General features: G+C 52.9%; 9 protein-coding genes and 1 riboswitch. Of the genes, 2 read left to right on the top strand and 7 right to left on the bottom strand.

Going from position 1 to position 12,318, the window contains the following annotated elements:
• Positions 1-346: 346 nt before the first annotated feature.
• The 6 genes from thrS to metA form a co-directional block, all read right to left on the bottom strand.
• Positions 347-2,284: a threonine--tRNA ligase gene (gene thrS / locus M3G15_RS12140; protein ID WP_260071058.1), complete on the bottom strand. Its 1,938-nt coding sequence runs from the start codon at positions 2,282-2,284 to the stop codon at positions 347-349.
• Between the two features lie 394 nt (positions 2,285-2,678).
• Positions 2,679-3,590 carry a putative sporulation protein YtxC gene (locus M3G15_RS12135; protein WP_009227030.1) on the bottom strand — a complete coding sequence of 304 codons (912 nt, stop codon included), beginning with the start codon at positions 3,588-3,590 and terminating at the stop codon, positions 2,679-2,681.
• A gap of 118 nt (positions 3,591-3,708) precedes the next feature.
• Positions 3,709-4,845, bottom strand: a complete 1,137-nt coding sequence (mqnC, locus tag M3G15_RS12130) for a cyclic dehypoxanthinyl futalosine synthase (protein ID WP_009227031.1) — start codon at positions 4,843-4,845, stop codon at positions 3,709-3,711.
• A gap of 198 nt (positions 4,846-5,043) precedes the next feature.
• On the bottom strand, positions 5,044-6,207 hold the full coding sequence (locus M3G15_RS12125; RefSeq protein WP_009226678.1) for a trans-sulfuration enzyme family protein: 1,164 nt from the start codon (positions 6,205-6,207) through the stop codon (positions 5,044-5,046).
• Complete coding sequence (locus M3G15_RS12120; RefSeq protein WP_260071057.1) at positions 6,204-7,394, bottom strand: aminotransferase class I/II-fold pyridoxal phosphate-dependent enzyme; 1,191 nt, start codon at positions 7,392-7,394, stop codon at positions 6,204-6,206. The genes M3G15_RS12125 and M3G15_RS12120 overlap by 4 nt, the downstream gene beginning before the upstream one ends.
• A 17-nt stretch (positions 7,395-7,411) precedes the next feature.
• On the bottom strand, positions 7,412-8,347 hold the full coding sequence (gene metA / locus M3G15_RS12115) for a homoserine O-acetyltransferase MetA (protein ID WP_009226680.1): 936 nt from the start codon (positions 8,345-8,347) through the stop codon (positions 7,412-7,414).
• 120 nt (positions 8,348-8,467) lie between these two features.
• A riboswitch (SAM riboswitch) is annotated at positions 8,468-8,597 on the bottom strand.
• Between the two features lie 489 nt (positions 8,598-9,086).
• On the opposite strand from metA, the gene corA reads away from it, so the two are divergent.
• Positions 9,087-10,022 carry a magnesium/cobalt transporter CorA gene (gene corA, locus M3G15_RS12110; RefSeq protein WP_009226681.1) on the top strand — a complete coding sequence of 312 codons (936 nt, stop codon included), beginning with the start codon at positions 9,087-9,089 and terminating at the stop codon, positions 10,020-10,022.
• Positions 10,023-10,650: 628 nt separating this feature from the next.
• Here the strand turns inward: corA and M3G15_RS12105 are convergent.
• Positions 10,651-11,661, bottom strand: a complete 1,011-nt coding sequence (locus M3G15_RS12105; protein ID WP_260071056.1) for an HRDC domain-containing protein — start codon at positions 11,659-11,661, stop codon at positions 10,651-10,653.
• A gap of 240 nt (positions 11,662-11,901) precedes the next feature.
• Between M3G15_RS12105 and M3G15_RS12100 the strand changes: the two genes are divergently transcribed.
• Positions 11,902-12,204 carry a DUF3055 domain-containing protein gene (locus M3G15_RS12100; protein ID WP_016312948.1) on the top strand — a complete coding sequence of 101 codons (303 nt, stop codon included), beginning with the start codon at positions 11,902-11,904 and terminating at the stop codon, positions 12,202-12,204.
• The last annotated feature ends 114 nt before the right edge of the window (positions 12,205-12,318 follow it).

Raw genomic sequence — 12,318 nt, 5'->3', positions numbered from 1 at the left:
CTCCCCCTTATTCGAAAGGTTTTCCACATACGCCCAATTCTATACATCCTGGCTTTTCATCACGAAGCTTTACCGAAGAGGCTTGATCGACGTCGAATCATGAATACAGTTCATTTCCGCTCAAAACCGCCGATTCAGCCAAAAACTCCCTCAATGAATTGCACTTTTACACTTCAGGCCCCTTGAAATCGGGATTTTGCACATCACGCAATGCACTTTTGCAGTTGGAGCTTTTGAGGTTGGGTTAATTCAACTGGGCCTTCCCCCACACAAAAATGTTGTAAAAAGTGCAACATTTACTCCGCTCATCCGCCCGAGCGGACGGTGCAGACGAAACGCACACGAACTAAATCACGTGGTTGCGGATTTCCTCCTGCAATTGAGCAATCACTTCATCCACCGCTTTGGCGCCAAGGTCGCCTTGGCCGCGTTTGCGGACGGAAACGGTGCCGGCGTTTTGCTCGTTTTCGCCTACGACGAGCATGTACGGCAGCTTCTCAAGCTGAGCTTCGCGGATCTTATATCCGAGCTTCTCGTTGCGCAGATCGCTTTCGGCGCGGATGCCGGCAGCCCGCAGCTTGTCTTCGACCTGACGAGCATAAGCGTCGAAGTTGCTGGACACCGGAAGCACCTTCGCTTGAACCGGAGCGAGCCAGAGCGGCAGATTCCCTGCAAAGTTCTCCAGCAGGAAGGCCGTGAAACGTTCCATCGTCCCGAGGATCCCGCGGTGCAGCACGACCGGACGATGCTTCTGGCCGTCGTCGCCAACGTACTCCAGCTCAAAACGTTCTGGCAACAGGAAGTCGATTTGCACAGTCGACAGCGTTTCTTCCTTGCCAAGCGCCGTTTTGATCTGCACGTCGAGCTTCGGTCCGTAGAACGCCGCTTCGCCTTCTGCTTCAAAGAATGGCAAGCCGGCTTCCTCTACAACCTCGCGGAGCATCCGCTGCGCCGTATTCCACATCTCGTCGTTTTGGTAGTACTTCTCCGTATCTTGAGGATCACGGTAAGATAACCGGAACCGATACTCATGAATCCCAAAATCGTTGTATACCTGTTTGATCAAATCCAGGACGCGCTTAAATTCATCTTTGATTTGATCCAAACGGCAGAAAATATGAGCGTCATTCAGCGTCATAGAACGCACACGGTGCAACCCGGTTAATGCGCCGGACATCTCATAACGATGCTGCATCCCCAGCTCGGCGATGCGGATCGGCAAGTCCCGGTAGCTGCGCATATCACTCTTATAAACCATCATGTGATGCGGGCAGTTCATCGGACGAAGCACAAATTCTTCCGTATCGATCGTCATTTTCGGGAACATGTCTTCTTGATAATGCTCCCAGTGACCCGATGTTTTATACAAATCCACGTTCCCCAGCACCGGCGTGTATACATGCTGGTAACCCAGTCTTTCTTCGATATCAACGATATAACGCTCCAGCGTCCGACGAACCGTCGCTCCCTTCGGCAGCCAAATCGGCAAGCCTTGGCCGACCAGGTTGTTGAACGTAAAGATGTTGAGTTCCTTCCCCAGCTTCCGGTGGTCGCGTTTCTTCGCTTCTTCCAGCATGTGCAGATGATGATCCAGGTCCGCTTTCTTCATAAACGCGGTACCGTAAATCCGCTGCAGCATTTTGTTGTTGCTGTTGCCGCGCCAGTACGCGCCAGCCACGCTCAGCAGCTTAAACACTTTGATTTTCCCGGTCGAAGGCACGTGCGGCCCGCGGCACAGGTCGAAGAACTCGCCTTGATCATAAATCGAAATGACGCTGCCTTCCGGCAATTCGCGAATGATCTCCAGCTTATACGGATCATCCAGCTCCGTATAGATCGCTAACGCTTCTTCACGGCTAACCTCGCGGCGGGTAATCGGCAGGTTTTCACCGATGATGCGTTCCATTTCTTTTTCGATCTTTTGCAGGTCCTCTGGATTAAGCGGATGCTCCAAGTCCATGTCATAGTAGAAGCCGTCTTCGATGACCGGCCCGATCCCCAGCTTCACTTCCTTGTTGCCAAACAAGCGTTTCACCGCTTGAGCCATCAAGTGGGCGCTGCTGTGACGCATGATTTCCAGACCTTCTTGGGAATCCCCAGTAATGATCTCAACTTTGGCGCCATCCACCAGCTTCGTGTTTAAATCCACCGCCACGCCATTGATTTTTCCGGCCAGCGCATTTTTGCGCAAACCGCTGCTGATCGAAGCAGCGACATCCTCCAGACTGCTGCCTTCCGCATACTCCCGAACCGAACCGTCCGGCAAAATAACAGATACTGCCACCTTGATTTCCTCCCTAAAATATGTGATTGTTTACCGGAAGCGGACAAATCAAAAAACGCCCGTCCCGGAAAGGGACGAGCGTTAAATACCCGTGGTTCCACCCTCATTCGGCCAATCCGCAGCACTCACCCGTGCATCACAACTCGGAAACGGCCCTTAATTCGGCATTCGTTAACGGGAATGAACCGGTATTCCTTACTTCACGAAGGTTCGGGAATACAGCTACAAAGGGGTAAACCAAAAGCGAATCCGAAGGGAATTCCAGCCAAGTTCCCTCTCTCTGTACCGTTCAAGTCTTCTGGCTCATGTCTTTGTCCACGCTATTTAAGGTTGTTCACTTAATGGAAGTAATTATAATGCGAACTTCCCGGATCGTCAAGAAACCTCTTCTTCATTACCCTTGATCTAGACGCCGCGTCTCCTGATGGAACAGCTGGCAATGCGGGCAAAGCAAGCAGATTTCCACCCGATCGCCAAAAATCCGCGAGATCGTCGTAATCACCTGGGCATCAGGTTCCTGGGTATGAATCAAAATCCGGTCCGGGGACAGGGAGATCAAGGTGCTGACGATCACGTCCTCCATCTGCATCTCCTGATCGGCAATCCGCGCGACAACCCCGCCAGAAGCCGGCACACGAATCGGCGTAAATTGCTCGTTCAGAATCGCAAATTCATGATCGTGCTTATGCATCAAATGAACTAACGGGGTCAAAGGCTCCTGAAAATACACGAAATACTGCAGCAGCCCAATGAATTCCTCATACTGCTTGTCGAGCAAAAACTCGTCGACGGCATAATCTACGATTTCGCGCAGCTTGTCCTCGTAAGCCTTGAGGCGAAACCAGACGAACCCTTCCAGATGGAGGTCGGAGGAAGACTGCAAATACTCGCGTAGCGCTTCTTGTACCAACGCTTTGCGTTCCTCTCGGGCACAGCCGGTAACAGCTTCTTCGGCCAGAAGCCGGTCCACCATGTCATGAACCTGCTGCGCTTCCTCGCGGGATTCGAAGCTGTAATCCCGTCTCATGACTCGAGCGGCGACCTCTTCTTCCTTCTCGCTGATGATGTATTCTGCGATGCCAAGCGACAAAAGGTCGATCAGTTGTGGATCGCAAGCAGCTTGCCCCCCGCCGCTGGAGTCTGGACGTCCGATAAGCAACGCCTCCAGCATCCCGCCTTCGGCTGCTTGAAAGCTAAGCCGAACCTCGCGGTTATGTAAGCTGCTGACGGCCTCCTGTATCAAAGCTTTGAACCGTTCCTCCGATTCGGCGGAACCACAATTGACGCGTACAGTAAAAAAATCCATGAATCTGGCCCCCTTCCGCTTCCTTCTCCAAGTATATGGTGGGAAGGTAGCGGATATACGGGAACCGTTCATGGAATGAAAGGCAGTTCTGCCAGCAATATTTTATAGGAGAATCAAGTTAGTTTTGCATAATAAAATCGCGTTCGACCGTAGCTTCTTCATCAAACACACGTAAAATCTCATATTTGGTATTGCGTTGAGCCGGAACTTTGCCTGCGGAACGAATGATCGACAGGATCGATTCGATGTTCACTTTATGCGTCGCACCGGCGGACGATACAACGTTCTCCTCGATCATCGTGCTGCCGAAGTCGTTACAACCGTATTGCAGCGACAGCTTGCCGACTTCAGGACCCATCGTCACCCAAGAGGACTGCAGGTTTTTGATGTTATCCAACACAATTCGGCTAATCGCTACCGTTTTTAGATAGGCTTCCGGCGTTTGCCGTTCGGCTTTCAGGTTCGTGTTGTCCGGCTGGAACGTCCAAGGGATAAAGGCCAAGAAACCTTCCGACGGATAACCGTTCTGGATGCATTCATCCTGTGCTTCCCGCACGCGCAGCAGATGCAGCGCCCGTTCTTCCATCGACTCGCCAAACCCGATGACCATCGTGGCCGTCGTGTTCATTCCGATTTTATGGGCGGTTTGCATTACGTCCATCCAGTCTCTCCAGGAGCCTTTCAGGCGGCTGATTTTGCGGCGTGTCCGGTCGTCCAAAATTTCAGCTCCGCCGCCCGGCAGCGAATCAAGACCTGCTGCATGGATTTCGCGCAAGACCTCTTCCAGCGAAAGCCCATCGGACACTTCCTTCATCTTCATGATTTCCGCAGGTGAGAACGAGTGCATCGTGATGTTCGGGAACCGCTCTTTAATCGCCTTCAATAAGTTCGTATAATAGCTAAATGGTAAATTCGGGTTGGTTCCACCTTGCATCAGAATCTCTGTGCCGCCTACGTCCACCGTTTCCTGGATTTTTTGAAAAATCACTTCGTCCGGAAGCACATACCCTTCCTCAGAACCTGGCCGGCGGTAAAAAGCACAGAACCGGCAATATACGTCACAAATGTTCGTATAGTTGATGTTCCGTCCGATCACAAACGTCGTGATCGGTTCGGGATGCTTGCGCTCCATCAAAATGTTGGCGGTATGCCCGATCTTCTCCACTTCGTCAGATTCGAACAACCGGATCGTATCCTCCAAATCCAGGCGTCCGCCCTGCAGCGCTTTGTTTAATATATCGTCGATTGCAGTCATATCACTGCCTCCTTAGAACAAATAAATGAATCCCAGGCGATACCTGAAAATTTAAAATGTTAATTCAATCGTAACACAGTCCGCCCAGGAAAAACAGCACCCAATCACGGCGCAGACGCCGAAGAAACGTTGACACATACAGAGGAAAATGCCAAAAAGGCCGCATACCGCGGCCTTTTTATCCGTTCACGAGCCTATTCAGCTATTTGCAAGCGCCTCGTCCAAATCGGCAAGCAAATCGTCGATGTCCTCCAGCCCGACGGAGAAACGCAGCAGCCCGTCGGTAATGCCCCGCTCGCCGCGAACTTCCGGCGGCATCGAGGCATGCGACATCATCGCCGGGTAAGAGAGGATGCTCTCGACGGCACCCAGGCTGACCGCAACGAGCGGCAGCTTCACCCGATTCAGCACCCGCTTGGCCCGCTCGCCTGAACCAACGTCGAAGGAGACCACCGCGCCATAACCGGTGGATTGCTTCTCCTGAACCTCGCGGCCGGGGTGATCCGGCAAGCCAGGATAATACACGGCCGCGATGTCGCTCCGGCGGCTCAGCCAGTCGGCCAGCTTGCGCGCGCTCACTTCGCTGTGCGCCATCCGCGCCCCCAGCGTCTTCATGCCGCGCATCAGCAGCCATGAATCCTGCGCGCCAAGGACGGTGCCCAGCCCGTTCTGCACATATTTCAGCTGACGGGCCAATTCTTCCGTCCGGGCCACCGCCAGGCCGGCCAACACGTCGCTGTGTCCGCCGAGGAATTTCGTTGCGCTGTGCAGGACGATATCTGTCCCCAGCTCAATCGGGCGCTGGTAATACGGCGTCATAAACGTATTGTCCACGATGCTAAGCAACCCATTTTCTCGCGCCCACGCGGAGATTTCCGCGATATCGGTGATTTTTAACGTAGGATTGGACGGCGTTTCCATATAGACGGCTTTCGTGTTGGCTTTCAAAGCCGCCTTTACCTGCTCCGGCTGCGTCATATCGACGAACGTCGTTTCGATGTTCATCCGGGTTAAAATATTGGACAGCAGACGATAGGTCCCGCCGTACACATCTTCGGTCACGATAATATGATCGCCGGCCGAGAGCAGCATCAGCGTTGTGGAAATGGCGGCCATCCCGCTGGCAAACGCGAAGCCTTGGACCCCGCCTTCCAATACCGCAATGTAATCCTCCAGCGCCTGCCGCGTCGGATTGCCGGAACGGCTGTAATCGTGCTGCGGCGGATTAAAAATATCGTGATGATGGAACGTCGACGCCTGATAAATCGGTACACTGGACGCGCCGGTAGCCTCGTCCACCTCGCTGCCGAAGTGAATCAGCTTCGTTTCAAATTTGTTTTCCCGTTTCTCCTGCCCGCTCATGCGCCTTGTCCCCCTTCGACTTCCTGCCGCGCCGCTTCCAGTGCATTACTCAGGTCCGCAATCAAATCATCAACGTGCTCGATGCCAACGGAGAACCGCAGCAACCGATCATCCACGCCCACCGCATTGCGGATCTCCTCCGGAATGTCAGCATGCGTCTGCACTGCAGGATACGTCATCAGCGATTCCACGCCGCCGAGACTTTCGGCAAATGCAATCAGATTTAGATTGCGCAGCACCGGCTCTACGTACCGAGCATCCGTTACTTTGAAGGAGAAGATCCCCGTATTGCCGCTCGACTGCTTCCGTTGCGTCGCGTACCCTGGGTGATCCTCCAATCCCGGGTGGAATACCTCGGCTACCTGTGGATGTGTCTGCAGGAATTTGGCGATCGCCAGCGCGTTGCTTTCGTGCCGCTCCATCCGCAGCGCCAGCGTCTTCATTCCGCGCATCAGCTGATAAGAATCGGACGGGCTGAGCACCGCCCCAATCGAGTTGTGCAGGATCGCCATCTCCTGAGACAGCTCCTCGCCTTTGGTGATGATCAGACCGGCCAGGACATCGTTATGGCCGCCCAAGTATTTTGTCGCGCTATGAACAACGATGTCCGCACCAAGCTCAATTGGCCGCTGGAAATACGGCGTCATCAGCGTATTGTCGACGATCGTCAGCAAGCCATGAGACCGCGCCCATGTCGATACCGCTTCAAGATCGGTGATCATCATCAGCGGATTGGTTGGCGTCTCAATAATAACCGCCTTTGTATTCTCTTGACGTACACGTTCGAGTGCATCCAAATCGTTCGTATCCACATAAGATGCGGTTACGCCAAATTTGGACATGATCCGCTCCAGCAAACGGTATGTGCCTCCGTAAAGATCCAACGATACGATGAGATGGTCGCCTTGAGAAAATAACGTAAATACCGTCTGCAGCGCGGCCATCCCGGAGCTACAGGCAAACCCGGCATCGCCGGATTCCAGAGCGGCCGCTGCGTCTTCCAGCACTTTGCGGGTAGGGCTTTTCGTACGGATATAATCGAAGCCCGTGCTTTGCCCCAGACGCGGATGCCGAAACGCCGTGGCTTGATAAATCGGATAATTTACCGCGCCTGTGACCGGTTCTTCGACCGATCCGATTTGTGCCAATCTACTCTCGATGCGCCATTCCTTGTTTCTCTCCCCCACCTGCAATCCCTCCACTTTTAGATCTCATATACAAAATCGGCCGTTTGATCGATATCGTACGGTGTTTCTTGATACACATAGTAGTTTAACCAATTGGAAAATAATAAGTTTGCATGGGCACGCCACGAAGAACGCGGGGTGCGAGTCGGATCGTTATTCGGGAAATAGTTTACCGGCAAATCGATTTCCAAGCCTTTGGCAACATCCCGGTCATATTCCCATTTGAGCGAATCCGGATCGTATTCGGAGTGCCCGGTCACGAAGATCTGTTTACCGTCGCGGGTGGCGACCAAATAAATGCCGGCTTCCTCCGATTCCGCCAGAATCTGCAGTTCCGGCACCCGTTCGATGTCCGAGCGTTCCACGTCCGTATGACGAGAATGCGGCACTTGGAACACTTCATCAAACCCACGCAGCAGCTTTACCTTCGGATCGTTGACCGTGTGGGAGAAGACACCAAAGCACTTTTTCGCCAGTGGAACTTTACGAACGCCATAGTGGTAATACAATCCGGCCTGCGAGGCCCAACAGATGTGCATGGTCGAAGTGACATGGGTTTTGGACCACTCGAAGATTTCCTTCAACTCTTCCCAGTAGTTCACTTCTTCAAAATCCAACTGCTCGACCGGTGCCCCTGTCACGATCATGCCGTCAAAGCGGCGATTACGAATATCGCCAAACGTTTTGTAGAACATCTCCAGATGCTCTGCGGACGTATTTTTTGAGGTATGCGTGCTCGGATGTAGCAGGACGATTTCCACCTGAAGCGGCGTGTTCCCCAGCAAACGTAAGATTTGTGTCTCCGTCGTTTCCTTGGTTGGCATCAGGTTCAGAATCGCGATCCGCAGCGGGCGAATGTCCTGATGGTATGCACGGCTTTCATCCATCACAAAGATGTTTTCGTTGGCCAAGACGTCCTTGGCCGGTAAATGGTCCGGTACTTTAATCGGCATGTGGTTTCACTCCTTTAATCGTAGCGTCATCCTTAATTCATCATCCGTTTCGAGGGGCCGTTTATACAAAAATGACCTCTCTCACGGGGAGAAAGGTCATTACGTATTCGGTATGCGCCTCTCTCATCTCTCAGAAGCCGTCCAGCGTTCGAAACGGACGGTCCTGCAAGAATTAGCACCGCTGCGATGGGTTTCATCGCCGGTTGCCGGGTATCATCGGGCTAGTCCCTCCACCTGCTCTTGATAAGATTTCGCTGTATTTAGTTATTTTCGGGGGCCTGGGCCATCGCCCGTACTCCCTGACATTCACTTTAAAGTATCCGATGGTATTCCGTCAAGAACTCTGCGAGAAAAATCACACGGTGTTCATGGACCGCTTGAATCCAGTGCACATAGTATACTTTTGGGTTGAAACATTTCATTCGCTGGCGTTATACTAGACAAGTGCCTTTAGGCCCAGACGGGCCTAGGGTTTGACGCATATTCATGTAACCTGATCATAGCGAGGTGAAACCGAGAATGGAAGGCGACCCGAGTCCGCAGAGGAACACCCAGGTCAAACAATTGCATAGGAAACCGACCCGCTGGGTGCCTGCGGAACGTAAAGGGCACTTTCGTTTCCCGGTATTTGCATAAACGCCTTTTTGACCGTTGCCGGGCGAACCCGCGGTTGGTCCCTTTCCTATGCTGCAACAAGAGCATCCCAGGCCTTCAGGCCCGGGGAAAGGAGTGAAAGCATATGAAAATCCGTCATGTTCTAGCCGGCGTATTTACCCCCGTAGAGGACGTGGAGTTGACAACCACCCCTCCGGAAGAAGGCTTCTATTGGATCGACGCGGGCGTGGATGACCTTGCCCTGCTGCAGCCTTTATTTTCACTGCACGATCTGGCTGTGGAGGACTGCTTAAGCGAAGAAGAGCAACGTCCGAAGATCGAAACCTACGACAACCACTATTTCATCGTCGTGAACAGCATTCGGTATGATGACGAGGAAATTTTCCTGCGTGCATTGAACATTTTCTTGGGACGGCATTATATCATTACAGTTACTAAACAGAAAATCAACGAGCTGCGTGCGGTGAAGCCGATCCTGTGGGAGCAAGAGGTCAGCGAGCCCGACCGGTTCCTGTACCTGCTGGTCGACCTGGTGGTTGATAACTACTTCACCGTCGGCGATCGGATTGAAGTGAAGATCGAGAAGCTGGAAGAAGACATCCTGATGCATACCAAACGTTCGCACCTGAACGAAATCATCGGGCTGCGAAGTGAAATTTTGTGGCTAAAGAAAGTGCTGGGTCCGCAGAAGGAAGTCATCAACATTTTGAACAAGAAAGACCTTCGTCTGATCGACGACCAACTGCAAAAATACTTCAGCGACATCTACGAAAACGCCGTGAAGATCTCCGAGAACTTCGACACGTTCCGCGAGCTCGTCGGCAACTTACGCGAGGCCTATCAGGCCGCCATCGCCAACCGCGCCAACGAAATCATGCGCGTGTTCACCGCGATTACGACGATCTTCATCCCGCTGACGCTGATCACCGGGATCTACGGGATGAACTTCGACTATATGCCGGAGACCCATTCGAAGTACGGCTACTTTATCGTCCTTGGCATCATGGCCGTGCTCGGCCTCGGCATGTACTACATCTTCCGGAAGAGAGATTGGATATAGACAGTAAGGCCAACACGGGCTGGAATCCGCGTTGGCCTTTTTGGTTGGGCGAGACGTTTGCTAGGAAGCCTAACCCTTTGAAGGTGCGAGATGTGTGTGCGCGGGCGTTAGGCTGACGCTTGATAATGCGCCGTTTAAGTTGCGGCTTTGGCCATTTGAGAACGGCAAGACGTATTGCACTAGCCCCTTGTTGGACGTGCGCCTGAATCCCCCTGACCGTTTAAATTAGGCGAGTCGAGCGTGAACTGCAAAAGTGCAGTTATTTTGCCGCGATCCCCCCCTAAATCGACTCTTAACTGCAAAAGTGCAGTCTTTTTTCGATAAATGGGCTGCTTTCCGCAAAATCTCCCGAAATGAACTGTACTTTTACAGTTAAAATGCATTTTGGCGGCATTTTCGGCCGGATCAACTGCACTTTTACAGTTCATCCGGACGTCGGCGGTCAAACACTTCGAAATTCCCTCATTACCTGCTGCATTTGCGACTCTTGCGAGTAGCAACACGTACCACTCTTACAGCACCAACAGTCACTACCGCACTACTGCACTTACCACTCATCCCCCAACTTACTACCCTTACCGCACTACCACACTTACCGCCTTACTGCCCAAAAGCATCCCTTGCCGCCTCAACCCGCGTGCCGGGCGTTCTCGCGCTGGCGGCGGTACCGGATGCGGATCAGGCGCAGTCGCTCGTACAGCGTATCGAGGTTGCCGCTGCCGCCTTCACTGGCTTCGGGCCCGTACACCTTTTGCAGAACCGGCTTCAGGAGCGTGTCCCCCAGCTCTTCGTAAGCTTTCCATACGGCCTGCTGCTCCGCTTCGGGCATGACCTCAAGTTCGGCACTCACCAAATCCTCGGTGTTGTAGCCCTCCTTCTCCAAGCTTTCCAGCAGCTCCACCGCATCCCGCCGCTCGATGCCCGTACGGGCGCAAATATCCTCTACCTTAAGCCCTGCGGCCAAGGCTTCGAGCACCGCTCGACGGACGTTGAACTTTTCCATTTCCGCCCGGTATTTCACTTCCTTCTGCTTATACATCCAAGTACGGAAAACCTCGTCGTCGATTTCCTGCTCGACCCAATCCAGCGGGAACCCGCGCTTCCGCTCGGCCGCCCGAGTGATCTCCAACAGCTCGGCGCCATATTCGCCGGCCTTGTTCTCACCAACGCCCGGCAGCTGCAACAGCTCATCCACGGTCTGCGGCAGAAATACGCTGATCATCCGCAGCAACCGATTGCTGGCAATTAAGTAAGGCGCTTTGCGCTCAGACGAAGCTTTTCTCCGACGCCAGGCCGTCAACTCGTTGTATACCGGTTCATTGCTGTTTAATTCGCTATAGCAAAACAGCTTCTGCGCCGCCATCCCCCGTCCGGTTAACGCTTCCTTCTCGTCCCAGATTCCCTCCATTATGGGGCGAAACCCCTCGCCTAGCTTGGCGGCCAATCGATGGCGGTAAATATGAAGCATCTCCGACCATGAAGCCCCTTCGTACCAAAGGTCCTCCTGCTCACTGTCTGCTGTCACCTCATTCCAGCCCATCCGCCAAACGCCGTCCTCCTCTCCAATCCACACCTGGGCCCCCCGAATCATGGCCCCGCCGTCCTTCTTCTCCAGACTGTTCAAAAATACAACCCGCATCAACCTGTCCCTCCTTGAAAAATTTTCAGCTACGAAGGAGTCATTTCATCTTTTTGCGCAAAACAAAAAGCACCTCTTCTGCGAAATTCGCAAAAGAGGTGCTTCCTCCAAACGTAACCTGTTATCCCTAATAATACCATAATCAACCAAGCTGTCAATGCATAGGAATCATTTTCCCATTGTCTTCCGTTTTCCGGTATAATAACTAGAGACATTCCGAAATAAGGGAGGCATTACAGGATGAGCGACCCGCATCAAGAGCTTGATTTCCTGTCCGACAGTACCGAAAACACTTCGACCCGGTTCGTCACGTTCATCGGCGGATCGCTGAAGCGTTATGACCTGGCGGTCACCACGACCAATCGTTTCTATGGGAAGAAGCTGGTCACCGACCTGCACAACGGCCGTACGGCCATTCTTGGCACCGACGACCTGGAGGAGGAAGGGTACCTCGAACATATTTATAACCTGAGCGAGGAGGAAGGCACCGAACTGCGCACCTTTCTGTACCAGGTATTAGGTGAACCGTACTTCACGGATTAAAGTTGCACGCAAAACCGCAAAAACAGCAACCTGCGTAATGGACCGTATTGCTCTTATTCACCTATTTCCCGGCAATTTCTCGGTGTAACGGACTCCATTGACCTTAATGGCCAC

Source organism: Paenibacillus sp. p3-SID1389 (assembly GCF_025151705.1).
Classification (GTDB): Bacteria; Bacillota; Bacilli; order Paenibacillales; family Paenibacillaceae; genus Fontibacillus; species Fontibacillus phoenicis.
The sequence above is the reverse complement of the archived record's forward strand: the minus strand, read 5'-3'. Positions and strand labels throughout refer to the sequence as shown.

Coding starts and splice junctions, on each gene's coding strand:
- M3G15_RS12125 (WP_009226678.1), bottom strand. CDS start 6,207: ATGAGCGGGCAGGAGAAACGGGAAAACAAATTTGAAACGAAGCTGATT.
- metA (WP_009226680.1), bottom strand. CDS start 8,347: ATGCCGATTAAAGTACCGGACCATTTACCGGCCAAGGACGTCTTGGCC.
- M3G15_RS12135 (WP_009227030.1), bottom strand. CDS start 3,590: ATGGATTTTTTTACTGTACGCGTCAATTGTGGTTCCGCCGAATCGGAG.
- mqnC (WP_009227031.1), bottom strand. CDS start 4,845: ATGACTGCAATCGACGATATATTAAACAAAGCGCTGCAGGGCGGACGC.
- M3G15_RS12105 (WP_260071056.1), bottom strand. CDS start 11,661: ATGCGGGTTGTATTTTTGAACAGTCTGGAGAAGAAGGACGGCGGGGCC.
- M3G15_RS12100 (WP_016312948.1), top strand. CDS start 11,902: ATGAGCGACCCGCATCAAGAGCTTGATTTCCTGTCCGACAGTACCGAA.
- corA (WP_009226681.1), top strand. CDS start 9,087: ATGAAAATCCGTCATGTTCTAGCCGGCGTATTTACCCCCGTAGAGGAC.